20 protein-coding genes are annotated in these 24171 nt (G+C 68.6%); 7 read left to right on the top strand and 13 right to left on the bottom strand.

The genetic code is table 11. From position 1 onward, the window contains the following. Window positions 1–262 precede the first annotated feature (262 nt). Window positions 263–1579, top strand: coding sequence for an MFS transporter (locus ACM14_RS10950; RefSeq protein ID WP_013803891.1), 1317 nt, complete (start codon window positions 263–265; stop codon window positions 1577–1579). Window positions 1580–1671: 92 nt separating this feature from the next. Here the strand turns inward: ACM14_RS10950 and ACM14_RS10945 are convergent, their stop codons facing one another. Further along, window positions 1672–2115 carry a MarR family winged helix-turn-helix transcriptional regulator gene (locus tag ACM14_RS10945; RefSeq protein ID WP_174549389.1) on the bottom strand — a complete coding sequence of 148 codons (444 nt, stop codon included), beginning with the start codon at window positions 2113–2115 and terminating at the stop codon, window positions 1672–1674. Window positions 2116–2414: 299 nt separating this feature from the next. Here ACM14_RS10945 and ACM14_RS10940 point away from each other — a divergent pair, with 299 nt between their 5' ends. Genes ACM14_RS10940 through ACM14_RS10930 form a run of 3 tightly spaced genes read left to right on the top strand, consistent with a single transcriptional unit; the run spans window position 2415 to window position 7807 of the window. Then, window positions 2415–4607, top strand: coding sequence for a formate dehydrogenase subunit gamma (locus ACM14_RS10940; RefSeq protein ID WP_065346155.1), 2193 nt, complete (start codon window positions 2415–2417; stop codon window positions 4605–4607). Between the two features lie 12 nt (window positions 4608–4619). Continuing rightward, on the top strand, window positions 4620–7565 hold the full coding sequence (gene fdhF / locus ACM14_RS10935) for a formate dehydrogenase subunit alpha (RefSeq protein WP_065346154.1): 2946 nt from the start codon (window positions 4620–4622) through the stop codon (window positions 7563–7565). Further along, on the top strand, window positions 7565–7807 hold the full coding sequence (locus tag ACM14_RS10930) for a formate dehydrogenase subunit delta (protein ID WP_013803888.1): 243 nt from the start codon (window positions 7565–7567) through the stop codon (window positions 7805–7807). The genes fdhF and ACM14_RS10930 overlap by 1 nt, the downstream gene beginning before the upstream one ends. Here the strand turns inward: ACM14_RS10930 and ACM14_RS10925 are convergent. Beyond that, window positions 7804–8688 carry a LysR family transcriptional regulator gene (locus ACM14_RS10925; RefSeq protein WP_065346153.1) on the bottom strand — a complete coding sequence of 295 codons (885 nt, stop codon included), beginning with the start codon at window positions 8686–8688 and terminating at the stop codon, window positions 7804–7806. The genes ACM14_RS10930 and ACM14_RS10925 overlap by 4 nt on opposite strands. Window positions 8689–8760: 72 nt before the next feature. On the opposite strand from ACM14_RS10925, the gene ACM14_RS10920 reads away from it, so the two are divergent. Further along, on the top strand, window positions 8761–9717 hold the full coding sequence (locus tag ACM14_RS10920) for a DMT family transporter (protein WP_043781052.1): 957 nt from the start codon (window positions 8761–8763) through the stop codon (window positions 9715–9717). Between the two features lie 16 nt (window positions 9718–9733). On the opposite strand, the gene ACM14_RS10915 is transcribed toward ACM14_RS10920, so the two are convergent. The 11 genes from ACM14_RS10915 to ACM14_RS10865 all read right to left on the bottom strand — a co-directional run bounded on the left by ACM14_RS10915 (window position 9734) and on the right by ACM14_RS10865 (window position 22591). Beyond that, the gene (locus ACM14_RS10915; RefSeq protein WP_065346152.1) at window positions 9734–10729 is read right to left on the bottom strand and encodes a tripartite tricarboxylate transporter substrate binding protein; all 996 of its coding nucleotides are present in this window, start codon (window positions 10727–10729) and stop codon (window positions 9734–9736) included. Between the two features lie 111 nt (window positions 10730–10840). After that, a complete protein-coding gene (locus ACM14_RS10910) occupies window positions 10841–11755 on the bottom strand; it encodes a dioxygenase (RefSeq protein WP_065346151.1) in 915 nt (304 codons plus the stop codon). A 47-nt stretch (window positions 11756–11802) separates the two neighbouring features. Continuing rightward, on the bottom strand, window positions 11803–12795 hold the full coding sequence (locus ACM14_RS10905) for a tripartite tricarboxylate transporter substrate binding protein (RefSeq protein WP_012203793.1): 993 nt from the start codon (window positions 12793–12795) through the stop codon (window positions 11803–11805). A 42-nt stretch (window positions 12796–12837) separates the two neighbouring features. Then, on the bottom strand, window positions 12838–13116 hold the full coding sequence (gene catC, locus ACM14_RS10900) for a muconolactone Delta-isomerase (RefSeq protein ID WP_012203794.1): 279 nt from the start codon (window positions 13114–13116) through the stop codon (window positions 12838–12840). 28 nt (window positions 13117–13144) lie between these two features. Continuing rightward, window positions 13145–14332: a muconate cycloisomerase family protein gene (locus tag ACM14_RS10895; protein ID WP_065346150.1), complete on the bottom strand. Its 1188-nt coding sequence runs from the start codon at window positions 14330–14332 to the stop codon at window positions 13145–13147. Window positions 14333–14516: 184 nt separating this feature from the next. Further along, window positions 14517–16898 (bottom strand): TonB-dependent siderophore receptor, encoded by a 2382-nt coding sequence (locus ACM14_RS10890; protein WP_065346149.1) that lies wholly within the window; start codon window positions 16896–16898, stop codon window positions 14517–14519. An 88-nt stretch (window positions 16899–16986) separates the two neighbouring features. Further along, window positions 16987–18063 carry a FecR domain-containing protein gene (locus ACM14_RS10885; protein ID WP_065346148.1) on the bottom strand — a complete coding sequence of 359 codons (1077 nt, stop codon included), beginning with the start codon at window positions 18061–18063 and terminating at the stop codon, window positions 16987–16989. Further along, a complete protein-coding gene (locus tag ACM14_RS10880; protein WP_013803880.1) occupies window positions 18060–18620 on the bottom strand; it encodes an RNA polymerase sigma factor in 561 nt (186 codons plus the stop codon). Before ACM14_RS10880 ends, ACM14_RS10885 begins: the two co-directional genes overlap by 4 nt. Window positions 18621–18746: 126 nt before the next feature. Further along, window positions 18747–21275, bottom strand: a complete 2529-nt coding sequence (locus ACM14_RS10875; RefSeq protein WP_065346147.1) for an ATP-binding protein — start codon at window positions 21273–21275, stop codon at window positions 18747–18749. Between the two features lie 24 nt (window positions 21276–21299). Further along, window positions 21300–22220: an ABC transporter substrate-binding protein gene (locus tag ACM14_RS10870; protein WP_084027349.1), complete on the bottom strand. Its 921-nt coding sequence runs from the start codon at window positions 22218–22220 to the stop codon at window positions 21300–21302. Then, a complete protein-coding gene (locus ACM14_RS10865) occupies window positions 22220–22591 on the bottom strand; it encodes a response regulator transcription factor (RefSeq protein WP_012203798.1) in 372 nt (123 codons plus the stop codon). The genes ACM14_RS10870 and ACM14_RS10865 overlap by 1 nt, the downstream gene beginning before the upstream one ends. A 113-nt stretch (window positions 22592–22704) precedes the next feature. Between ACM14_RS10865 and ACM14_RS10860 the strand changes: the two genes are divergently transcribed. Next, the gene (locus ACM14_RS10860) at window positions 22705–23343 is read left to right on the top strand and encodes a response regulator (protein ID WP_013803877.1); all 639 of its coding nucleotides are present in this window, start codon (window positions 22705–22707) and stop codon (window positions 23341–23343) included. Continuing rightward, on the top strand, window positions 23340–24143 hold the full coding sequence (locus tag ACM14_RS10855; RefSeq protein WP_065346146.1) for a response regulator: 804 nt from the start codon (window positions 23340–23342) through the stop codon (window positions 24141–24143). Before ACM14_RS10860 ends, ACM14_RS10855 begins: the two co-directional genes overlap by 4 nt. Window positions 24144–24171: the final 28 nt, after the last annotated feature.

Below are 24171 nucleotides of genomic sequence, written 5' to 3'. Positions count from 1 at the left end.
CATCTGATGCTGGGGACGGGTGATGGGCAACAACGGACGGCGCTGTCGATGTGCAGCCTGTCCGCAATGCGCCCATCGCCCGGATGCAGAGACCGACATCCGGAAATTTTTCATCGGGCTATGGAGATGGCGCCGAGGGAGCGGTTCGCTCCGGATGTGTGAAGGGTGGAAGGCACGGCAGGAGACGGCAACACAAGCTGAACGGCCTTGCCTGGGAAAAGACAGATTCAACAATTGCGATGGCTAGAAAAGGAGTCCCTGCATGTCATCTACATACATTTCGGTGGAAAAAGGCATCCAGACAGCGGGTGTCGGCAAGTTCCAATATCGGCTGTTCGTCATCTTCGGGCTGGTCTGGCTGGCCGATGCCATGCAGGTGCTGTCCATCGGCTTCAGCGCGCCGTCCATTGCCAAGACCTTCGGCAAGACCGTGCCCGAGGCGCTGCAGACCGGCACCTTCTTCTTCATCGGCATGCTGATCGGCGCCTTCGTCTTCGGCCGCCTGGCCGACCGCATCGGGCGCCGCCCGGTGCTGATGATGGCCGTGGTGATCGATGCCTTTGCGGGCGTGGCCTCGGCCTTTGCGCCCGAGTTCGCCTGGCTGCTGGTGCTGCGCTTCATCACCGGCATCGGCGTGGGCGGCACGCTGCCCGTGGACTACACCATGATGGCCGAGTTCCTGCCCAGCGACCGCCGCGGCCGCTGGCTGGTGCTGCTGGAATCGTTCTGGGCCGTGGGCACCATCTTCCTGGCCATCCTGGCGCTGGTGGCCGTGTCCTGGGGTGACGATGCCTGGCGCGTGATCTTCTTCGTGACCGGACTGCCGGCGCTGATCGGCGTGGTGCTGCGCTTCTACATCCCCGAGTCGCCCATGTTCCTCAACCGCAACGGCAAGTCCGAAGAGGCGCGCAAGGTGCTGCAGCGGGTGGCCAAGGTCAACGGCACCACCGCGGACATCCCCGCCCTGCAGCCTGAAAAGCAGGAGCGCAAATCCATCCTCGCGCTGTTCAACGGCGACCTGCGCCGCCGCAGCCTCTCGCTGTTCCTGGCCTGGGCGCTGATCTCCATCGCCTACTACGGTGTCTTCGTCTACCTGCCTGTCAAGCTCAGCAGCGAGGGCTTCGCCTTCATGCGCGGCCAAGTCTTCCTGGTGGTGCTGGCCCTGGTGCAACTGCCCGGCTTTGCGCTGTCGGCCTATGGCGTGGAGCGCTGGGGCCGCAAGCCCACGCTGATCGGTTTTTTGCTGCTCAGCGCCGTCGGCTGCATGTTCTACAGCCTGGGCTCGTCGCCCTTCGTGGTCATCGGCTCCACCCTGCTGATGAGCTTCTCGCTGCTGGGCACCTGGGGCGCGCTGTATGCCTTCACCCCCGAGGTCTACCCCACCGACCTGCGCGCCAGCGGCATGGGCATGGCCGGCGCCGTGGCGCGCTTCGGCGGCCTGTTCGCCCCGGCCATCATTGCGCCCATCATGGCCACCCACTTCACCCTGGCGCTGGCCGTGCTGTCCGCCATGCTGGTGGGCGGTGCCCTGTCGATCTGGGCCGTGGATGTGGAATCGCGCAACCGGGCGCTGGATTGATGACGGCCTGAGCTGACTGAAAGGTCGGCTCAGCAAAAAGGCCAGAAGGATTTTTCCTTCTGGCCTTTGTTTTTTTGGGAGGCTGCAACGGCTCAGTCGGCCTCGCCACCTTCCAGCATCTTCTTGAGCAAAAAATCCAGCGCCAGGCGCTCGGCCGGATTGAGCCTGCCGTAGGTGCTTTCGGTGATCTGCTTGGCGAAGGGCTCCATGTCGCGCACCAGGTCCTGGCCGGCCTCGGTGAGGTTGATGACGACCTTGCGGCGGTCGATGCGGTCATGGTCCACCTGCACCAGTTCGCGCTGCTTGAGCCGGTCCACCACGCCGCGGATGGTGGCCTGGTCGATCACGGTGGCCTTGACGATGTCGGCCAGCGAGCTGCCGCTGTTGTCGCGCACGGAGCACAGCACCACGAATTGCGCAGCCGTGAGCTGCGAGTCGGGAATGTATTGCTGGAAGAGTGCAGTGTGGCGCTGATAGACACGCCGCAGCAGGTGGCCGATCTGGTCTGAAAAATGATAGCCATCCTGTGGCGTCATGGCTGATGGCTGGTGGTTCATGGTGCGCGTGAGCTTATCAAAATTCACACCAAATACCGTGTGATTTGCGACAAGCCGGGCGCATTTGCCAAGTGGCGCAAACCCGCGTTGGCTGCGGCATCCGCAAGACCTGGGGCAGCAGGCGCAGCACTGCCCGGCGGCTCATTTGCCGATTGAATGGCGCAATCATCCGTTTGAATTTGACGGCTTGCCCGGCAGGCCTTGAAATGGCATGAGAGACAAAGCGCCAGCGGACCGGACCGCGCCGCTCCCCACAACGAAAGCCAGCAGGGATACCCATGCCAGCCACACAAGGGAAGATCATTCCCATTGCCGTCCTCAATGCCGCTGCTGCCGGCAGCGCACTCGGCGCCCATGAGCGCGAGGCCGTCGAGCACGCCATTGCCGTCCATGCGCGGCGCCCCGGCCCCCTGATCGAGTTGCTGCACGCCGTGCAGGACATGCTGGGCCATATCCCCGAAGCCGCCGTGCCGCGCATCGCCGATGCGCTGAACCTCTCGCGTGCCGAGGTGCATGGCGTCATCTCCTACTACCCCCATTTCCGCAGCACGCCAGCGGGCCGCCATGTGCTGCAGGTCTGCCGCGCCGAGGCCTGCCAGTCGCGCGGTGCGGACGCGCTGCTGGCCCACGCAGGCCAGGCGCTGGGCTGCGGATCGAGTGGGCACGGGCATGGGCATGGAACCAGTGCCGATGGCGCCGTCACGCTGGAGCCGGTCTACTGCCTGGGCCTGTGCGCGTCATCGCCTGCCGTGATGCTCGATGGCCAGCCCCATGCGCATGTCTCGGCCAACGGCCTGGATGCACTCATCGCGCAATGCCGCCAGCCGGAGCAGGCCGGCGAGCCGGTGGCCCAGCCTGCGCATGCAGGGGCAGGGGCAGGGGCAGGGGAAGGGGCAGGCCCCGGCGTGCGCGTCTATGTGCCCCGCGATGCCGCCGCGCTGGCCGTGGGCGCTGACGCCGTGGCCGGCGCCCTGCAGCGCGAGTGCGAGGCGCGCGGCCTTCAGGTGCAGATCGTGCGCAACGGCTCGCGCGGCCTGCTGTGGCTGGAGACCCTGGTGGAAGTCGAGACGCCCGAAGGCCGCGTGGCCTACGGCCCGGTCACGGCCGATGCGGTGCCGGGCCTGATCGATGCCGGAATGCTGCAGGGCGGCAGCCATGCGCTGTGCCATGGACTGACCGAGGCCATTGCCTACCTGGCGCGCCAGGAGCGCCTGACCTTTGCGCGCGTGGGCGTCATCGATCCGCTGAACCTGGCCGACTATGCGGCCCATGGCGGTTGGCAGGGGCTGGAGCGCGCGGCGCGCATGGAGCCCGCGGCCATCGTGCAGGAGGTGCTGGATTCGGGCCTGCGCGGCCGTGGCGGTGCGGCGTTTCCGGCCGGCATCAAGTGGAAGACCGTGGCCGCCGCAGCGGGGCCGCAAAAGTACATTGCCTGCAACGCCGACGAGGGCGACTCGGGCACCTTCGCCGACCGGCTGCTGATGGAGGGCGATCCCTACACGCTGATCGAAGGCATGGCCATCGCGGGCCTGGCCGTGGGCGCCACGCAGGGCCTGGTCTATGTGCGCAGCGAGTATCCGCATGCCATCGCCACGCTGCGCGAAGCCATTGCGCGCGCCGAGGCCGCAGGCTGGCTGGGCCGCGACGTGGCCGGCAGCGGACGGGCCTTCCACATGGAGGTGCGCAAGGGCGCGGGCAGCTATGTCTGCGGCGAGGAAACGGCCATGCTGGAGAGCATCGAGGGCCGGCGCGGCATCGTGCGCGCCAAGCCGCCGCTGCCGGCCATCGAGGGGCTGTGGAGCCGGCCCACGGTGATCAACAACGTGATCACGCTGGCCACGGTGCCGCTGATCCTGGCGCGCGGCGCGGCTTTCTACCAGGGCTTCGGCATGGGCCGCTCGCGAGGCACGCTGCCGTTCCAGCTGGCCGGCAACATTGCGCGCGGAGGGCTGGTGGAAAAGGCCTTCGGCCTGAGCCTGCGCGAACTGATGGAAGACTTCGGCGGCGGCACGACCACCGGCCGCGCCATCAAGGCCGTGCAGGTGGGCGGCCCGCTGGGCAGCTATGTGGCGCCGGCCGACTGGGATGCGCCACTGGACTACGAGGCCTATGCCGCCAAGGGCAACGTGGTGGGGCACGGCGGCATCGTCGTGCACGACGACACTGCCGACATGGCGCAGCTGGCGCGCTACGCCATGGAGTTCTGCGCCATCGAGTCCTGCGGCAAGTGCACGCCCTGCCGCATCGGCTCCACGCGCGGCGTGGAGGTCATCGACCGCATCGTGCGCGCCGGCACCGACCCTGCCGCCCACGCCGGCCAAGTGGCCCTGCTGGAAAGCCTGTGCGACACCATGCAGCATGGCTCCATGTGCGCCATGGGCGGGATGACGCCGTATCCCGTGCGCTCGGCGCTGAACCACTACCCCCAGGACTTCGGCATCGAGTCCACCACGGCCGCAGCGGCTGCCTGAACGGAGAACACCATGCTCGACCATTTGAAGCAAGCCGACTGGGGCACGCCCGCCAGCCCGTCCGAACGCCTGATCACCCTGGAAATCGACGGCCGCGAGGTCTGCGTTCCCGAGGGCACCTCGCTGATGCGCGCTGCCATGGAAGGCGGCGTCAGCGTGCCCAAGCTGTGCGCCACCGACAGCCTGGAGCCCTTCGGCTCCTGCCGCCTGTGCCTGGTGCAGATCGAGGGACGCAAGGGCTTTCCGGCCTCGTGCACCACGCCGGCCGAGCCCGGCATGAAGGTGCGCACGCAAAGCCCGCAACTGCAGGAGCTGCGCCGCGGCGTGATGGAGCTGTACATCTCCGACCATCCGCTGGACTGCCTGACCTGCAGCGCCAACGGCGACTGCGAACTGCAGGACATGGCCGGCACGGTGGGCCTGCGCGAGGTGCGCTACGGCTTCGACGGCGCCAACCATTTCAAGGGCCAGGCGCGCGCCGAGGTCGATGTCTCCAACCCGTACTTCAGCTACGACCCCAGCAAGTGCATCGTCTGCAACCGCTGCGTGCGTGCCTGCGAGGAGACGCAGGGCACGTTTGCGCTGACCATCTCGGGCCGGGGGTTCGAATCGCGCGTCACGGCGGGGCAGGGCGGCAGCTTCATGGACAGCGACTGCGTCAGCTGCGGCGCCTGCGTGCAGGCCTGCCCCACGGCCACGCTGCAGGAAAAGACCGTGACCGAGCTGGGCCAGGCCGGGCACAGCGCCATCACCACCTGCGCCTACTGCGGCGTGGGCTGCGGCTTCAAGGCCGAGATGAAGGGCGAGCAGGTCGTGCGCATGGTGCCCTGGAAGGACGGCCAGGCCAACGAGGGCCATGCCTGCGTCAAGGGCCGCTTTGCCTGGGGCTATGCCACGCACAAGGACCGCATCACCCGGCCCATGGTCCGCGCGAAGATCACCGACCCCTGGCGCGAAGTGAGCTGGGAAGAGGCCATTGCCCACACGGCCAGCGAGTTCCGCCGCATCCAGGCGAAGCACGGCAAGGACTCGATTGGCGGCATCACCTCCTCGCGCTGCACCAACGAAGAGGCCTACCTGGTGCAAAAGCTGGTGCGCACGGCCTTCGGCAACAACAACGTCGATACCTGCGCGCGCGTGTGCCATTCGCCCACGGGCTATGGCCTGGGCCAGACCTATGGCACCTCGGCCGGCACGCAGACCTTCAAGTCCATCGAGCACACGGACGTGGTCATGGTCATCGGCGCCAATCCCACGGCCGCGCACCCGGTGTTCGGCTCGCGCATGAAAAAGCGCCTGCGCGGCGACGGCCGGCGGGCGGGCGCCAAGCTCATCGTCATCGACCCGCGCGAGATCGAGCTCGTCAAGTCGCCCCACATCCGCGCCGACTACCACCTGCAACTGCGGCCCGGCACCAACGTGGCCATGATCACCTCGCTGGCCCATGTCATCGTCACCGAAGGCTGGCTGGCCGAGGACTACATCGCCGAGCGCTGCGATGCCAAGTCCTTCGCGCAGTGGAAGGAATTCGTGGCCCGGCCCGAGAACTCGCCCGAGGCCATGGCCGAGGTCACCGGGGTCGCTCCCGAACTCGTGCGCGGCGCCGCGCGCCTGTATGCGCTGGGTGCCGAGGACCACGCGGCGGGCACTCCCGTCAACGCGGCCATCTACTACGGCCTGGGCGTGACCGAGCATGCGCAGGGCTCGACCATGGTCATGGGCATTGCCAACCTGGCCATGGCCACGGGCAACGTGGGCCGCGAAGGCGTGGGCGTGAACCCGCTGCGTGGCCAGAACAATGTGCAGGGCTCCTGCGACATGGGTTCCTTCCCGCATGAGCTGCCCGGCTACCGCCACATCTCGGACAGCACGGTGCGCGCCGAGTTCGAGGGCGCCTGGGGCGTGGCGCTCAGCCCCGAGCCCGGCCTGCGCATTCCCAACATGTTCGAGGCGGCCCTGGCCGGCAGCTTCATGGGCCTGTACTGCGAGGGCGAGGACATCGTGCAGTCCGACCCCAACACCCAGCATGTGACGGCCGCGCTCTCGGCCATGGAATGCGTGGTGGTGCAGGACATCTTCCTCAACGAAACCGCCAAGTACGCCCATGTCTTCCTGCCAGGCGCTTCCTTCCTCGAAAAGGATGGCACCTTCACCAATGCCGAGCGCCGCATCTCGCGCGTGCGCAAGGTCATGGCGCCGCTGGCCGGCTATGCCGATTGGGAGGTCACCCAGCTGCTGGCCAATGCGCTGGGCTATGCCATGCACTACACGCACCCGAGCGAAATCATGGCCGAGATCGCCGCGCTCACGCCCAGCTTTGCAGGCGTGAACTACGACAAGATCGACCGGCTGGGCAGCGTGCAATGGCCCTGCAATGACAGCACCGAAGAGGCCGGCACTTCCATCATGCACAGGGACCGCTTCGTGCGCGGCAAGGGCCGCTTCATCATCACCCAGTACGTGGCCACCGACGAGAAGGTCACCCAGCGCTTTCCGCTGCTGCTGACCACGGGCCGCATCCTGTCGCAATACAACGTGGGTGCCCAGACCCGGCGCACGCACAACAGCCACTGGCACAGCGAGGACCGGCTGGAAATCCATCCGCATGACGCCGAGGACCGCGGCATACGCGACGGAGACTGGGTCGGCATCGCCAGCCGCGCGGGCGAGACCGTGCTGCGCGCCACCGTCACCGAGCGCATACAGCCCGGCGTGGTCTACACCACCTTCCACTTCCCCGAATCGGGCGCCAACGTCATCACCACCGACAGCTCCGACTGGGCCACCAACTGCCCCGAATACAAGGTCACGGCCGTGCAGGTGCTGCCCGTCCCCCAGCACGCCCAGCCGTCCGACTGGCAGCGCGGCTTTGCGCGCATGCACGAAGAGCAGATCGGCCTGTTGCATGCCGCGCAGGCCGCGCAGGCAGGCAGCATGGCCGTTGCGGGAGGCAAGTGATGGACAGCGCGAACCTGGTCCGCATGGCCAACCGCATCGGCGAGTTCTTCGAGGCCATGCCCGAGCGCGACGAGGCCCTGCAGGGCATTGCCGAACACATCCGCAAATTCTGGGAGCCCCGCATGCGCGCCGAACTGGCCCGCGTGCTGGCCAGTCCCGACGAGGCGCAGGCGCTCAAGCCCATCGTGCGCGAGGCGCTGGTGCTGCATCCGCTGACCTTGCCGTCGGCGGCGCAGGCTTAGCCAAACCGCTTCTTCTTCGCCATCTCCCGCGCCAGCTCCACAAAGCCGGCAGCGGCCGGCGACAGGCGCTCCATGCTGCGCACGGCCAGGCCGGTGACGCGGCGCTGGCGGGGCGCGAGGCTGCGGTAGACCATGCCTTCGGGCGCCTGCTCGGGCACGGCCAGGCGTGCGGCAATCGCAATGGCGTGGCCCTGGGCCACGAAGCCCTGCATGGAGGACATCTGCTCGAAGTGGTAGATGGCCGCAGGCTGGGCGCCGGCCTCGGCCAGGAAGCGGTCGATGTGCGCGCCCGACCCGGCCGAGGTGCGCACAAAGGCCTCGCCCTGCAGATCGGCTGCGCGGATGCTGCGCTGGGCCGCCAGCCGGTGCGATGCGGGCAGCAGCGCCACCAGTTCGTCTTCCACCAGGGGCACGGTCTCGAAGCGCTCGTCGGGCAGCACGACGAAGCCGATCTCCACGCGCCGCTCCAGCAGCCACTTGACCACGGTGTCGTCGTTTTGCTCGTCGATCTGCACCAGCACGGCGGGCTGGCGGCGGCGGTATTCGGTGATCAGCGGGGGCAGCAGACGCAGCGAAGAGGTGGCGCCGAACGAGGCCACGCGCAGCGTGCCGCGCGCCATGCCGCATTCGGCATCGGCCTCCTGCCGCAAGGCCTCCTTTTGCTGGAGGATGTCGTTGGCGCGCTGCAGCAGCCGCGTGCCTGCGTCGGTCAGCGGGGAGTGAGGGCCTTCGCGCCGCACCAACTGCACCTGCAGCTCGCCTTCCAGCGCGCGCAGGGCATGGCTGACGGCACTCTGGGTAATGCCCAGCAGCGCGGCCGCGCGCGAGAAACTGCCGGCGCGGGCCAGCGCCGCGAACACTTCGAGCTGGGTGAAGGTCATGGGATCACGGTGTCCAGGTCATGAGCATTCGCTCATTTGTCTATGAATCGATATGAGCACATAGTACGCGCCATGAATTTTCAACGCTTCTTCGGTCCTCACCTGCGGCTTGTCGGCATGGCCCTGCTGTGGGGCGCTTCCTGGCCTGCAGGCCGCGTGGTGGCACAGAACATGCCGCCGCTGGCAGCCGCCAGCCTGCGCTTCCTGCTGGCCGCCGCCGTGCTGCTGCCCTGGCTGTACTGGGCCGGTGGCATGGCCGGTCTCAGGCACTGGAGCGCCAAACGCTGGCTGGGCATGGCGGCCGCTGGCGCCACGGGCGTGTTCGGCTATGCGGCCTTTTTCCTCATGGGGCTGCAGCATGTGCCGGCCGGCAAGGCGGCCCTGGTGATCACGCTCAACCCGGTGCTCACGCTGGCGCTGGCGGTCTGGCTGTTCGGCGAGCGGCTCAACCGCACCATTGCCCTGGGCATGGCGCTGGCGGCCTGTGGCGCCGTGGTGGTGATCTCGCATGGCCAGCCGCTGGCGCTGCTGCAGGGATCGGTGGGCGCCGGCGAGCTGCTGATCCTGGGCTGCGTGGTGTGCTGGGTGACCTACACCCTGATCGGCCGCTGGCTGCTCACGGGTGTCGATGCGCTGTCGGCCACGGCCGTGACCTCGACCATGGGCGCGGCCATGCTGCTGGTGGCCAGCCTGGTGGTGGAAGGGCCGGCCGGCCTGCAGGCTGCCGTGCTTGGCAACGCAACCGCCTGGGGCGCGCTGGCCTTCCTGGCCTTCGGCGCCACGGCGCTTGCCTATGCCTGGTACTTCGACGGCGTCAAGGCGTTGGGCGCGGGCGCGGCCTCGGGCTACATCACCCTGGTGCCCGTGATCGGCGTGGCGCTGTCGGCGCTGTGGCTGGGCGAGAGCATCGATGCCAGCATCGTGCTGGGCGGCGGCATGGCCGTGGCCGGCACGGCGCTGATGAACTGGGGGCGCAGGCCTGCGGCTGCGGTGCACGTGGTTGCCAAGCGCACCGCAGTCCAGAGCTGAACGGACTCCGTCCGGTTCAATCCAGCGAGGCGCCCGAGGTGCGCACGCGCTCGCCCTGCACCTGGTAGTCGCGCGCCAGGAAGTCGCGGTATTCGGCGGGGCTGGAGGCCACGGCCACGTAGGAGAACGCGTCCACCTGGGTCTTGCGGAATTCGGGCTCCAGCAGCACGCGGCGCACATCGGCGGCGATCTTCTCCACCAGGGGCGCCGGCGTTCCAGCCGGTGCCAGCAGGCCGATGTTGAAGACAGCCTGGATGTCGCGCACGCCGGCTTCCTTGAAGGTGGGCACATCCGGCAGGGCGATGCTGCGTGTCTCCGAGGACACTGCCAGGGCCTTGAGCTTGCCCGACTTGATGTGCTGCTCGATCACCGACACGCCCAGCACCGCTGCGTCGATCTGGCCGGCGATGACTTCGGGGATCAGCGGTGCGGCGCCCTTGTAGGGCACGTGCACCATCTCCAGCCCTTCCTGCTTGGCGAACATGGCCAGCGGCAGGTGCACGATGCCGCCCGCGCCCGATGAGCCATAGGTCAGCGGTTTGGTCTTGCCTGCCTGGCGTGCCTGAGCGATGAACTCCTGCAGCGTGCCGGCCTTGGAGCTTTGGGGCACGAAGAAGACCATGGGCACGCTGATCAGGCGGGAGATGGGGGCGAAGTCCTTTTGCGGGTTGTAGGGCAGCTTCCTGTACAGGTGCGGGTTCATGGTCAGCGACGCTTCGGTCGCGGCGAACAGCGTGTAGCCGTCGGGTGCGCTCTTGGCCACGTACTCGGCCCCGATGATCTCGTTGGCGCCTGTGCGGTTGAGGATGACCACGGGTTGCGACCAGACCTTGTTCAGGCGCGTGGCCAGCGCGCGTGCCAGGTTGTCCACGGGGCCGCCGGCCGCGTAGGGCACGACGATGTTCACCGGCTTGGAAGGAAAGGCTGCCGGAGCCTGGGCGCGTCCCAGGGCGGGCACGAGGGCCACGGTGGCGGTCAGCAGGGTTGCGGCGATGCGATGCAGGCTGGACATGGTGTGGGAAGCGGGTACGGTGAAGCAGGCCGCATTCCAAGGGGCGGCCTGCTGTGGAACGGACGAATCGGAAAAATGGCAGGCCGGAAGGCCCCGGAAGGTGGAGGCGCCTCAGGCGCGCACACGCTCCATGCGTGTCAGCGGCAAGGACTCGCCTTCGCTGACTGCGGGCTGCAGCACGAAGTCGAAGCGCGTGCGTACGAAAGGCGCGTTCACGCCCAGCGACTCATAGCCGGCCGGCGCCACGCCGCGCTCCAGCTCGACGATCAGGCCGTCGCGCGTGGCGAAGGCGAAGTCGTCGTCCAGGTAGGTATCGCCCGGCAGGTTGACCTGGGTGGTCAGCGTGCGCATGCCGGGTGCAACCACGAGAAAGTGGATGTGGGCGGGACGATGGCCGTGGCGTCCCAGCGCGTCGAACAGTTCCGAGGTGGGGCTGTTCGGCGGTATGGAGTAGCCGGGCGGCACATAGCTGCGAAAGCGGTAGCGGCCCTGGTCGTCGGTTTCTATGCGGCGGCGCAGCTCGTAGGGCTTCATGCCCGGGAAGAAGTGCGAGTAGCCGCCCTGGACGTTGGCATGCCAGACATCGATGAGCGCATGCGGCAAAGGCCGGCCGTCAAGATCCAGCACCCGTCCTTCCATCACGAAGACCTCGCCCTGGGGCTCGCCTTCGTCCAGGCGCACTTCGGCTTGCGACAGCGGTGCACCGGCCACGAACAGCGGGCCTTCGATGGCGCGCGGCGTGCCGCCCGCACGGCCGGCACGCGCATCGGCCTCGTCGCTGCGGATGTCCAGCAGCCGGTCGAAGCCCAGGCCTGCCGTGATCAGGCCCAGCTGGCCGCTGCTCCCAAGGCGGCCCAGCCAGTCCACGGCGGCCCAGAACTCGTCGGGCGTGACATCCATCTCGTCGATGGTGTGGAACAGATCGCTGACGATGCGCTGGGTCAGCGCCCGCACGCGGTCGCTGCCAGGGGCGATCTGCTTGCTGTTGACCAGATTCAGCAGCTGGTCCTGGGACAGTTCGGACATGTTTGTCTCCTCGTGGTTTTATGGGATGTCCTGGAAAAGAGAAGCGCTCAGTCCATGCTGATGTTGCGCTCCGTGATCACCTTGGTCCAGCGCACGGACTCGGCCTGCAGGTGCTTGGCCGCCTCCTCGGGCGTGGAGCCCACGACTTCGGCGCCGATGGCCTTGAAGCGTTCGAGCACGTCGGGCTGCTTCATCTCGGCCACGAAGACCTGGTTGAGTTTCTTGACGATGGCCGGCGGCGTGCTGGCGGGCATGAACACAGCGAACCAGGGTGAGACCTCGTAGCCCTTGATGCCGGCCTCTTCCATGGTGGGCACGTCGGGCATGCTGGACGAGCGCTTGGCCGTGGTCACGGCCAGGGCGCGCAGCTTGCCCGACTGGATGTGCGGGCGCGCCGAGGTGATGGAGTCGAACATGTAGTTGACCTGTCCGCCCAGCAGGTCGGAGACGGCCGGGCCCGATCCCTTGTAGGGGATGTGCAGGATGTCCACGCCGGCCAGCGAGTTGAACACTTCGCCTGCCAGGTGGATGGAGGTGCCGTTGCCGGCCGAGGCATAGGTCAGCTTGCCGGGCGAGGCCTTGGCGGCGGCCACCACGTCGGCCACGCTCTTGACGTTGGGCTGGGTGGAGTTGGTGACCAGGATGTTGGGCACCACGGCCAGCACGCCCACGGGGGCGAAGTCCTTGATCGGGTCGTAGCTGAGCTTGCGGTACAGCGGCTTGTTGGTGGCCATGCCGATGGAGGTGATCATCAGCGTGTAGCCGTCGCCGGGCTGCTTGGCCACGAAGTCGGCGCCGATGTTGCCGCCGGCGCCGGGACGGTTCTCGATCACGAAGGGCTGGCCCAGCGTGCGGCCGGCCTTCTCGCCCAGGGTGCGCGCGATGGCGTCCATGGCGCCGCCCGGCGGGAAGGGCACGATCCAGCGGATGGGCTTGCTGGGCCAGTTGGCCTCGGGGGCCTGAGCGTGGGCGGCGGGCATCACGGCGGACAGGCACAGGCCTGCGGCTGCGGCGGTCAGAAAACGGCGTTTCACATTCACTTCAGTTGTCTCCGAAAAATTTGGTCTTGGTCTGGGCTGTGCTCAGGCGATGGCCGAGGGGTGCCGGGCCAGCGGCGTGACCTGGATGTCCATGTAGGGGAACAGCGGCAGGCCCTGCAGCAGCTCGTGCAGCTCGTCGTTGGAGGCCACGTCGAACACGCTGTAGTTGGCGTACTCGCCGACCACGCGCCAGATGTGGGGCCAGCGGCCGTCGTGCTGCAGCTGCTGGGAATAGGCCTTCTCGCGGGCCTTGATCTCGGCTGCCACGTCGGCGGGCAGGTCGTGGGGAATCTTCACGTCCATGCGGACCAGATAAAGCATGTTTGTCTCCAGGAGGAATGAAAGGAATTCAGGTCGCAGCCCCGGTCCGGGCCTGCCCCATGTCGAAGTGCTGCGGCTGGCTGCCGGCCAGCGCGCGGTCGAAGCGGTCCAGCTGCTGCAGGTCGATCTCCAAGCCCAGGCCGGGCCCGTCGGGCAGTTGCAGCTCGAAGTCGCTGATGGCCATGCGCTCGGTGACGATGTCGTCCACCAGCAGCTGGGGGCCGAACAGCTCGCAGTTGTAGTGCTGCCCGCCCAGCGTGGCAAAGACATGGGCCGAGGCGGCCGAGCCGATCGAGGTCTCCAGCATGGTGCCGCCGTACCAGCCGATGTCGGCCGCCTGGGCAATGGCCGCCACCTTGCGCGTGCGCAGCAGGCCGCCGTGCTTGGCCACCTTGAGCGAGAACACATGGCTGGCCTGCTCGCGCGCCAGGCGCATGGCGTCGTAGGGCGTGCACACGCTCTCGTCGGCCATGACCAGGGCGCCCTGCAGCGTGGCCGTCAGCTCGCGCAGCGCGGGCACGTTCCAGCCGGCCACGGGCTGCTCGATCAGGGTCACGCCGGCATCGATCAATTGCGGCAGAAAGCGCCGCGCCGTGGCGCCGTCCCAGGCCTGGTTGACGTCCACGGTCAGCGTGGCGCGGCCCTGCAGGCCGCGTGCGATCTCGCTCACATGGGCCACGTCGGCCTCAGGCGTGCGCGCGCCTATCTTCATCTTGAAGATGCGGTGGCGTTTTTGTTCCAGGCGCAGATGGGCCTCGGCCAGGTCGCGCTCGATGTCGCCGCTGGCCAGCGTCCAGGCCAGGGGCAGGCTGTCGCGCTGCTTGCCGCCCAGCAATTGCCACAGCGGCAACTGCAGGCTGCGGGCCACGGCGTCCAGCAGCGCGATCTCGACGGCGCTCTTGGCAAAGGCATTGCCCTTGCAGGCCAGGTCCATGCGCGAGAGGCAGGCCTCGAAGCGCGCGCCGTCCTGGCCGATCAGGCTGGGCGCCAGGTGGTTGGTGATGGCGTGGTGGATGCTCTCGGGCGATTCCTCGTTCCACGACGGGCCGCCGATGGTGGCGGCCTCGCCAAAGCCCGTGGCGCCATTGCGCAGCCACAGCTGCACGATCACCGGGCTTTGCCGGCTGATGGAGCCGAACGACAGCTTGTGCGGACGGATGGTGGGAATGTCGAGGATCCGCGCCTCGATGCGCTCGATCAGGAAACGGTCTTGCATGGCAGTGGCGTGTGTCTTGGCTGGCGGCGGCTGCCGGCGATGGACACAAGCGTAAATCCATGCATTGTGTGGATCTATTGAATTATTTGTGAGAAATCATTCGATGGTATCGATGTGTTGAATGCCTGCGCGGCAGGCAGGGGGCGCGGCAGCCTTGTGCTGCGCACGCCCTCTGGCGACGGGATCAGAAACTGCTGCGCAGCGTGACCATGATGCTGCGCGGCAGGCCGTAGTAGTTGCTGCGCGTGGCCGTGCCCACGCGCTCCCAGTAGACGCGGTCGAAGAGGTTGTCGATGTTCACGGCCAGCTTGACCTTGGGGGTGAGCGGGTAGGCGGCATAGACGGACCAGACGCCGTAGCCACCCGCGCGCCAGCGCACGGTGCCCAGGGTGTCGTAGAACTCGCTGACGGCGCGCACGCCCGCGCCCAGCTCCAGCCCCTGGGCCACGGGGCCGGCCACGCGGTAGCGCGCCCACAGGTTCACGCTGTGGCGCGGCGACATGGTGCTGAAGTCGGTGCCCGTCTGCGTGACGGTGCCCTGCAGGTATTTGGAGCGCATGTAGGCGTAGCTGGCCGCCACGTCCCAGCGCGGCGACAGCGAGCCGACCACTTCGGCCTCGAAGCCTTCGGAGCGCACCTTGCCTGCGGGGATGACGAAGGCGGCATCGCCAGGGTCGGCCAGCGCGCGGTTGGTGTCCTGCATGCGGTACACGGCGGCGGTGGCGCTCAGGCGGCCGTCCAGCAGGCTGCCCTTGATGCCGGCCTCCACCTGCCGGCCCTCGCGCGGGGCGATCTGGCCGCCGCCGGCCAGGCGCCCGCTTTGCGGCTGGAAGATGCGCGACTGGCTGGCGTAGAGCGTCCAGCTGTCGTTCAGATCGAAGAGCACGGCGCCGAAGGGCGTGAACTGGCCGTCGACCTCGTAGCCCGAGCGCGTGTTCTGCAGCCGGTCCGAGGTTTCTGTCTTCCACCAGCTCTTGCGCGCGCCCGCCACCAGGGTGAGGGCCTGCGTGGGCTTGATGCGCAACTGGCCGTAGACGCCGCGCAGGCTGGTGCGCGTGATGTCGTCGGCAAAGGGCTTGAAGCTGGGCTCGGGAATGGAGGAGGGGTCGTAGTGGAACAGGTCGGCCGGCGTGTTCATGGCGCCGCGCAGCATGCGCAGGTGCATGTTGGAGCTGCGGTAGTCCGCGCCCGCGATGAAATGGTGCGTCTGCCCGGCCCATTGCCAGGGCGTGCTGTAGTAGATGTCGGCCGTGGTGTCGGCGTAGTCGCGGTCCACGGTCTGGGCCTGGGTGAAGCGGCTGATGCCGGTGTCCGAGACGGCCGAGTAGCCGTTGATGTACTTGTCGCGCTGCTGGCGCAGCACACGGCGGGCGGCCACCTTGAACAGGCCGCCGCCGTCGAGCCGCGTCTCCGACTCGATGAAGCCGGCCAGCGATTCGGGCGCGGCGCGGCCCCAGTCGGCGGCAATGGCCACGTCGCGCGGAATGGGGGCCAGCCTGCCGTCGGCGTGGGCGGGCAGGCCGGTGTCGTAGTTGCCCCGGCCGCGCTGCCAGGTGGCGCCCACCGAGACCGTGCTCTGGGAAGTGACGTCCAGCTCCACCGTGCCGTACAGGGCCTGCTTGTGGCCGTCCATGGCCATCACGGGGCTGCCGAAGTTCTCGTGCAGCGCCACCACCCGGCCACGCAGGCGGCCATCTTCGGACAGCGGGCCGGTGACATCCACCTCGGCCCGCTTGCGGCCCCGCGAGCCCAGGCCGATGGCGCCCTGGCCCTGGTAGTCCGGCAGGGCGCGCTTGCGCACCAGGTTGAGCATGACGCTGGGCTCGCCCGCGCCCGAGAACAGCCCGGCCGGCCCGCGCAGGGCCTCGACCCGGTCGAACAGGGCCAGGTCCAGCGTTTCCTGGGTGGCCGGGTTGCCGCTGACGGTGAGTCCGTCCAACTGGTAGGTGGAGGACTGGTAGCCGCGCGAGAGGATGTCGCTGCGCCCGCCCGTGCTGCTTTGCCGGCGCACGACGATGCCGGGCACCACCTTGGCGGCTTCGGTGAGCTCCACGAAGTTCTGGTCATCGAGCTGCGCGCGCGAGATCACGGACACGGACTGCGGCGTCTCCCGCGCCGTCAGCTCGATCTTGGTGGCCGCGCTGGCATAGGGCGCCCGGTAGCTGCCCGTGCCTTCCGTGCGGCCGTCGCGCAGGGCCGTGGCCGTCACCCGCACTTCGTCCAGCGCGGTCTGCGGGCGCGCCGGGGCGGGGCGCAGCAGCCAGCCGCCCTGGGGTTGGGCAGAGGCTTGCAGCCCGCTGCCGGCCAGCAGGCGCTGCAGTGCCTCGGCCGGCTCCAGGCGGCCCTGGACGGCGGGCGCGGTCTTGCCTGCCAGCAGGGCGCTGTCGGCCGCGATGCTGGTGCCGGTGGCGCGCGCCAGGGCCTTGATGGCGTCGGACAGCGGCTGGGCCGGCAGGTCGATGTCGGCAGGCGCGGCCAGGGCTGGCGTGCAGGCCAGTGCCGCCGCGCAGGCGAGCAGGGACAGGCAGGCGCGTGCCGGGCGGGAGGAAAGAGGGCGGGCGGGCATGGCGGGAACGTTCTCCTGGAAATCGGTTGTGCTCGCCTGTATGACGGAGCAGCCCGCCGGATCCCTGATGTGTGTTGGCCGTTTTTTTTCAGTTTTTCCGGATTTTTTCCGGCGCCGTGCTGCGCGGGGCCAGCCAGGTGGCGCCGTCGCGCTCCTGCACGCGCACGGCGGCGATGCGCGGCAGCGCGTCCAGGAAACTCTCCACATCGGCGCGCTGCACGGCGGCCGTGATGCGCGGCCCGCCCGTGCCGTCGGCTACGGCCGCACGCACGGGCTGGCGGCGCCAGCGCGACAGCGTGGCGGCGATCTCGCCCAGCCCGGCGCTGTCGAAGACGATGAGGCCGCGTTCGATGGACGAGAAGCTGTCGCGCGCATCGCGCTGCACGCGACGGGGGAGGGGGCTGGCGTGTGCGCCATCGGCACCGGGTGCGGCACCGGGGGCGGCACCGGCGCTTTCGTCCGGCAGTTCCCCCACTTCGCCAGCCTGCAGCAGCAGGGACGGTTCTCCTTCAGCACCTTTCACCGCCAAACGCACCGTGCCATGCTCCACGCTCACCCGCACCAGGCCCGGCAGGCGGTTGACGGTGAAGCGCGTGCCCAGCACGGTGATGCGCGCCTGGCCTGCGTCGATGGTGAAGTGGCGGTCTGCATCCCTGGCCACGTCGAACAGGGCCTCGCCCCGCTCCAGCACCACGGCGCGCTGGCGGCGCGTGTAGCGCGTGGCGATGCGGCTGGCCGGTCCCAGGGTCAGCACGCTGGCGTCGGGCAGGTTCAGCACGATGCGTTCGCCAATCGCACTGTCGCGGGCCAGGGCGAACACGGTGGTGTCCTGCCATTCAAGCCAGCCGCGCCATGCCAGCAGGCCCGCCGTGCCCAGGCCGGCAACGCCCAGCACGCCGCGGGTGATGGCTGCGCGGCGCGTGTTGCTGCGTGTGTTGCGGCGCTGGCGTGCGGCGGTGTTCACGGCCGTGGCCAGGGCCTCGGTGCGGGGCGTGGAGTCGAAGTCCTGCCACAGCGCCTCGAAGGCGGCGTATTCGGCGGCGTGGCGCGGGTCGGCGTCCATCCAGGTGCGCCAGGCGGCGGCGTCGGCGGCGCCGGGCTGCGCTCCCGCATCCCGGTGCATGCGTATGAACCAGCGCGCGGCCTCTTCGCGCGGCGTGGTCATGGCGCGAGCAGCTCGCGCGCGGCGCGCAGGTCCAGCAGGGCACGCATCAGGTGGCGCTCCACCATGTTCAGACTGATGCCCAGCGTGGCGGCAATCCTGGGCTGGGAATGGCCTTCCACCTTGCACAGCCAGAACACCTCGCGGCAGCGCGGGGGAAGCCCTTCGATGACCCGCTGCGCAGCGGCCAGGCGCTGCTGCAGATCGGCCAGCACCTCGGCGGAAGGCGCGGTGAATGCTTCCTGCACGGCGATGGCGTCCGCGCGCCTGCCGGGGGCCGTGGAGTCCGGCTCGCCTGCCAGGTCGGGCAGGGGCACGAAGCGGCGTTCATGCGCCATCTGGTCCGCGAGCACGGTACGCGCCACCACGCGCAGATAGGCGTGCGGCTGGGCGATGCCTTCATGCCTGCCGCTGAGGGCGTAGCGCACGAAGGCGTCATGCAGCACATCCTGCGCACGGTGGATGCAGCGCGTGCTGCGCCAGATGGCGGGCAGCAGGCTGCCGTAGGCCCAGCGCAGGTCCAGGCCCAGCCAGGCTGCGGGAGTCGGATGGCGTGTCATACGAACGGGAATGGAGGCCGGGCGTGCCGACCGGCAGGTTCAGGGAGCAAGGTTGCGGCATTCTAAATGAGACTTTTTCTCATTTGTTGCCGAATGCCCACGCGCTCTCAGCCCTGTCTGGCTCCGCTACAGCAACTCCGCCGGCCGCGTCTCCGATGCGCCGGTGCGGCAGGGCAGGGTGATGCGAAACAGCGACCCGCCTTCGGAGCGGTTGCTGGCGGCGATGGTGCCGTCCATGGCGTCGATGATCTTGCGGCAGATGGCCAGGCCCAGGCCGGTACCGCCCGAGCCGTTGCGGGTTTTGCTGGACTGCACGAAGGGCTGGAAGATCTTGTCCAGCTCCTGCGGCGGAATGCCCGGCCCCTGGTCGGAGACGGCGATGCAGATATCGCCCTGTTCATCGATGCGGCCCTGCACATCGATGCGCCCGCCAATGGGCGAGAACTTGATGGCATTGGCCAGCACATTGCGCACCACCTGCTGGAAGCGCACGGGGTCGGCCTTGGCGATCAGCGGCGTGTCGTCGAGCTCCAGCCGCAGGTCGATCAGCTTTTGCTGCTGCTGCGGCTCCAGCTCGCGCACCACGGGCCGGATCAGGCTCCTGAGGTCGGTGCGCTCGACGTGGATGGTGCCCACGGCGCTTTCCAGCTTGGCCACGTCCAGCAGGTCGTTGACCAGGGCCAGCATGCGTATGCCCGCCTCATGGATGTCGTTGAACATGTCGGCCATGGCGGGATTGCCGCGCGAGCGCAGGCCGCCGAGCTCGGCAAAGCCCATGATGGACTGCAGCGGGGTGCGCAGCTCGTGGCTCATGTTGGCCACGAATTCCGATTTCACGCGGAAGGCCTCTTCGGCCGCGTCGCGGGCTTCGCGGGTGGCATGCTCGGCTGCGCGGAATTCGCTCACGTCCACAAAAATGCTGAGCACGCCGGTGATCTGGCCCTGGGCATTCTTGACGGCTGCCTTGGAGATCTGCACATCGCGGTAGCTGCCGTCCACATGGGGTAGCCGGGCCTCCACCATCATGCGCTGGCCCGAGCGCATCACGACCTGGTTGCTGCGCATCTGCAGCAGGGCATCGTCGCGCGCGTGCAGGCCCTTGATCTCGTGGCCGAGCACGGCGTAGCGGCCCCGGCCGAAGAAGTCCTCCCAGGCCTTGTTGACCAGGGCCACGCGCTGGTCCGCGTCGGTGACCAGCATGGGCAGGGGCGTGGTCTCGAACAGCAGATGCTGGAAGGCCAGCTGGGTCTGCAGCTCCTGCTGGGCCTTCCAGCGGGCGGTCACGTCCACGGCGCTGCCGGCAAAGCCCACCAGCTGGCCGTCGCGCAGCAGGGGAACCACGGCGATGTCGCAGAGCATCTCCCGGTTGCCCGGCAGGCGGAACATGGCCTGGCAGTTGCGCGGTGCCAGCCGGGCCAGGGGATCGAGCAGGGCCTGGATCTGCGCCAGGTACGAGCCGTCCACGATGTTCTCCAGCGGCTGGCCCACGGCCTCGGCGCTGGGCTGGCCGGTCAGCTGCTCCCAGCGCGCGTTCACGAAGGTCAGCAGTCCCTGGCTGTCGGTGCGAAAGATCAGCTCCTGCACGCTGCGCATGAGCACGGCCATCTCATGCTCGCTGCGCGCCAGGCGCGCCTGTGCCTGCTCCATGGCCTGCAGTGCCGACTTCTGGACCCTGCGGGTCTTGAGCACCGACCAGCTCAGTCCCAGCACCAGGGCCAGCAGGGCCACGCCGGCCACGAAGAAGGCAAAGGCGTTGTCCCGCCAGCGCGCCACCATGGCCGCGTAGGGCTCCTCCACCACCAGCAGCAGCGGCCAGTTGCGCACGGTGCGGAACGACACGATCTGGTGGCGACCCAGCATGCCCGCGCCGATGTAGGAGCCGAATTCGCTGTGCGGCAGCCATTCCTGGAACAGCGGCGTCTGCAGCGCGGCGGCTGCCTGCACGCCCGTGCCCTCATTGGTGCTGGCCAGGGGGCGGCCGTCATAGGTCAGCAGCACGGCCTCGTAGCTGAGGGTCTCCAGCGTGGACTGGTAGAAGTTGGCCACGGCGTCGGGATTGATCAGGGCCACCAGCACGGCGGGCATGCCGTTGTCCTGGTGGAAGGTCAGCAACTGCGGCAGAAAGGACACGCCGCGCGGCGTCGGATGTGCCCGTGGCGCCAGCGACGACAGGCTGCGGCCGGGCACCAGCCGGCCCAGCTGGGGCTTGCCGGGGATGAGGACGGCCGCCTTGTCGTGCAGCAGATCCTGCGTGTTGATCTGCTGGCCGGCCTCCCCGGCCTGGGTGCTGGCCAGGATGAGGCCCTTGTCGTCGATCAGCGCCATGCTGCGCAGGTAGGGCAACTGGGCGATCAGCAGGGCCATGGCGGCCTCGCGCGTGCCGCGCCCACTGCCCGCGGCCACGATGGCCGGGTTGTGCGCCAGGCTGGCCAGGGCCATTTCGGTGTTCTCGAAGGTCTTGGCCGTCTGGTCCTCCAGCACGCGGGCCAGCAGCGAGGCCTGGGACTTGCTCTGGTCCGCATCGGCATGCAGCTGGCTCCAGACGAAGAGCACCAGTCCGGCGAGCACGCACAGTGCAAAGGTCAGCACCAGCGCCTTGATGTGGGCACTGCGCCGGGCTCCGAGAAAATGATGCGCGGCAGCTCGTTCAGACATGATGAAGGTGCTCCATCGGAAGTTTCAGGGCGCGACGATGGCGGTCAGGCCGTTGTGGCGCGCGGCCCTGGCCAGGCGGCCGTCGCGCTTGATGTCCGAGACGAACTGGTTCAGGCGCGCCAGCCACTGGGCGTCGGCAGGGCTGGCCGCATAGCCGTAGGGCAGCACATGGAAGGGCTGGGGCGGCGCGATCAGCTGCACCCAGTCCGAGCTGTCCAGCAGCTTGCGGCTGTACGGGTAGTCGGTCATGAACACGTCCACGCGCCCGGCCATGAGTTCCTTTTCGCGGGTTTGCGGCGGCTCCACCAGCACCAGGTGCGCATGCCTGAGCGACTCGCGCATGACCGGCTCCATGAAGGTGCCGCGCTGCACGGCCACCTGCACGCCGGGCTGGTCGATGTCGGCCCAGCTGCGCACGGCGGGGTTGCTCTTGGTGGTGATGCCGTAGATATCGCTGCTCAGGTAGGGCTGGGTGAAGCGCAGCTGCTGCTGGCGCTGCGGCAGGATGCCGACGGCGAACATGGCCACGTCGCAGCGCGACTCCAGCAGGTCGGGCACCAGCCGCGAGAAGGACGAGTCCACATGCTGCAGCCGCGCGCCCAGGTCCTTGGCCAGCTCTGCCGAGAGCTCCGCGTCGATGCCCGTGAGCCTGCCCGTGCGTGCGTCACGGTAGGTGATGCCGTAGTAGTCGGGCCAGATGCAGACCTTCAGCGTGTGGCTGCTGGCCACGCGGTCCAGCACCTCGCCGGCCCGTGCTGCGCCAGGCCCCATGGCCAGCACCGCCACCCAGGCCGGAACCAGTGCCAGCAGCAGCGCCTGCACAACGGGCAGCACAGCGGGCAGCACAACGGCCTGCACGGCGGCCCGCACCAGCGCGGACAGGCGCGCGGCGTTCCCGGACGGTATCTGCCATCGGCCCGCGGCGGCCTGCGTGTGCATCGTCATCAGTCGCTCCTGTAAAGACTGGCCAGGGTCTCCAGCAGCCGGTTCGGGCTGAAGGGCTTGAGCAGGTATTCGTCGGCACCGGCATTGAAGCCCGCCTCGCGGTCCTGCGCACTGCCCCGGGCCGTCAGCAGGATCACCCGCGTGTGCCGCAGGTCGTAGGAGGTCTTGATGCGGCAGCACACCTCCAGGCCGTCCAGCGTGCCCGGCATCATCATGTCCAGCAGCACCACGTCGGGCTGGCTGCGCTGGGCCAGGGCCCAGGCTTCGTCACCGGTCGGCGCCTCCATGACTTCGTATGCGCTGGACTCCAGCGTCATGCGCAACAGCTTGCGGATGTCGGCTTGGTCTTCGGCGATCAGTATCTTCTTCATGGCGGGCCTTTCGCAACGCAGTTGAAGGGTTCTGCGTTGGATTCAATCATAAATATCAAATTCATCAAATTTGTATTGAATTTTTTAATCGTATTTGATGCAAAATTGCTGCCATGTCCGAGAACAGCACCCCACCAGGCCAAATTCCGCACTACACGACCGCTGAGGTGGCCAAGCTGCTGGGCATGGCGGTGCGGTCGGTTCAGCTCATGGTCGATCGCGGCGATCTGGAGGCCTGGAAGACCCCCGGGGGGCACCGGCGCATCACGCGCGCCTCCGTGGAACGCTGGCGCGGCAGGCAGGGCGATGCGGCCGCCACGTCCGGGGCGCCAGCGGCGGCCCCGGCGCCCGCTCCCGCGCAGGCCGGCACGGGCCCGCGCGTGCTGCTGATCGAGGACTCCGTGCACTTTCAGAACCTGGTGCGCCTGCTGGTGCAGCGCCACTTTCCCGACGTGCAGCTGCACGTGGCGCACGACGGGATCACCGGCATGGCGCTGTACGGGCAGATCCAGCCCGACGTGCTGCTGGTGGACATCCTGCTGCCCGACATCGACGGCGCCGCCCTCATCACCACCTTGCGCACGCATGAGCAGTTCGCGCGCTGCAAGCTGCTGGTGGTCACCTCGCTGGATGCGGCAGAGCGCGAGGCCTACGCCTTTGCGCTGGGCGGCGCGCGCGTGATCCACAAACCCCAGCTCGTGCAGGAGCTGCCCGAGGCGCTGGGCGAACTGCTGGGCAGGCAGGCAGCGTGAATCCGGCCCATCCTGCGGTCCTGCTGGTGGAGGACGATGCCTCGATTGCGCGATTCGTCACGCTGGCGCTGGAGGGCATGCCCCTCAACCTGGTGTCCTGCGCGAGTGCGGAGCAGGCGCAGAGCCTGCTGCAGAGCCAGCCCTTTGCCCTGCTGATCACCGACCTGATGCTGCCCGGCGCCTCCGGGGTCGAGCTCATCGAATGGCTGCGCAGCTCTCCGCAGGCAGGCTGCAGCGCCGTGGTCTTCAGCGCCGGCGTGCGGGCCGACGTGGCGCTGCGGCTGGAGCAACTGCAGGTCTGGGGCGTGCTGCGCAAGCCCGTGTCGGTGGCGCAACTGGTGGACTGCGTGGAATCGGTGCTGGCGGCGCAACCGGCCGGCTCGCCCGCGCCAGCCAGCGTGCAGGCTGCCGGTGCGGATGTGCCGGTGGATATGCAGGTGGATATGCCTGCGGATATGCCGGCGGATGGCGGCCCGGCCGCCGTCTCCAGCTACTTCGGCGGCGATGCCGCCCTGTTCCACAGCTACCGCGCCAGCTGTCTTGCGCAGTTGCCCGACGATGTGGCGCTGGGCGAAAACCTGCTTGCCGCGCGTGATGCCGCGGCGCTGCGCCGGCTGGCGCACAACCTCAAAAGCGTGCTGCGCCTGCTGGGGCACGAGCAGGCCAGCGGCCTGGCGCAGACGCTGGAGCAGGCCTGCCTGGCCAGCGACTGGGCGGGCGCCACCGATGCCTGGCGGCAACTGGGCGCGGCCCTGCTGGGAATGCTGGACGGCGCGGGCCAGCGGCCCCGGCGCGGCTGACACCGCGCCCGCCATTGCGCCATCCCGC

Origin of the sequence: Delftia sp. JD2, assembly GCF_001682645.1 — a bacterium.
In the GTDB taxonomy this organism is placed as follows: domain Bacteria; phylum Pseudomonadota; class Gammaproteobacteria; order Burkholderiales; family Burkholderiaceae_C; genus Comamonas; species Comamonas acidovorans.
Note: the sequence above shows the minus strand (reverse complement) of the source record. Positions and strands in the feature narration are given on the sequence as shown.

Bases quoted from the DNA above. Each gene is read 5' to 3' on its own strand.
- catC (WP_012203794.1), bottom strand. From the start codon at position 13,116: ATGCTTTATCTGGTCCGCATGGACGTGAAGATTCCCCACGACCTGCCC.
- ACM14_RS10890 (WP_065346149.1), bottom strand. From the start codon at position 16,898: ATGCCCGCCCGCCCTCTTTCCTCCCGCCCGGCACGCGCCTGCCTGTCC.
- ACM14_RS10910 (WP_065346151.1), bottom strand. From the start codon at position 11,755: ATGTCCGAACTGTCCCAGGACCAGCTGCTGAATCTGGTCAACAGCAAG.
- ACM14_RS10885 (WP_065346148.1), bottom strand. From the start codon at position 18,063: ATGACCACGCCGCGCGAAGAGGCCGCGCGCTGGTTCATACGCATGCAC.
- fdhF (WP_065346154.1), top strand. From the start codon at position 4,620: ATGCTCGACCATTTGAAGCAAGCCGACTGGGGCACGCCCGCCAGCCCG.
- ACM14_RS10865 (WP_012203798.1), bottom strand. From the start codon at position 22,591: ATGAAGAAGATACTGATCGCCGAAGACCAAGCCGACATCCGCAAGCTG.
- ACM14_RS10920 (WP_043781052.1), top strand. From the start codon at position 8,761: ATGAATTTTCAACGCTTCTTCGGTCCTCACCTGCGGCTTGTCGGCATG.
- ACM14_RS10860 (WP_013803877.1), top strand. From the start codon at position 22,705: ATGTCCGAGAACAGCACCCCACCAGGCCAAATTCCGCACTACACGACC.
- ACM14_RS10875 (WP_065346147.1), bottom strand. From the start codon at position 21,275: ATGTCTGAACGAGCTGCCGCGCATCATTTTCTCGGAGCCCGGCGCAGT.
- ACM14_RS10925 (WP_065346153.1), bottom strand. From the start codon at position 8,688: ATGACCTTCACCCAGCTCGAAGTGTTCGCGGCGCTGGCCCGCGCCGGC.
- ACM14_RS10880 (WP_013803880.1), bottom strand. From the start codon at position 18,620: ATGACACGCCATCCGACTCCCGCAGCCTGGCTGGGCCTGGACCTGCGC.
- ACM14_RS10870 (WP_084027349.1), bottom strand. From the start codon at position 22,220: ATGACGATGCACACGCAGGCCGCCGCGGGCCGATGGCAGATACCGTCC.
- ACM14_RS10950 (WP_013803891.1), top strand. From the start codon at position 263: ATGTCATCTACATACATTTCGGTGGAAAAAGGCATCCAGACAGCGGGT.
- ACM14_RS10940 (WP_065346155.1), top strand. From the start codon at position 2,415: ATGCCAGCCACACAAGGGAAGATCATTCCCATTGCCGTCCTCAATGCC.
- ACM14_RS10895 (WP_065346150.1), bottom strand. From the start codon at position 14,332: ATGCAAGACCGTTTCCTGATCGAGCGCATCGAGGCGCGGATCCTCGAC.
- ACM14_RS10945 (WP_174549389.1), bottom strand. From the start codon at position 2,115: ATGACGCCACAGGATGGCTATCATTTTTCAGACCAGATCGGCCACCTG.
- ACM14_RS10930 (WP_013803888.1), top strand. From the start codon at position 7,565: ATGGACAGCGCGAACCTGGTCCGCATGGCCAACCGCATCGGCGAGTTC.
- ACM14_RS10915 (WP_065346152.1), bottom strand. From the start codon at position 10,729: ATGTCCAGCCTGCATCGCATCGCCGCAACCCTGCTGACCGCCACCGTG.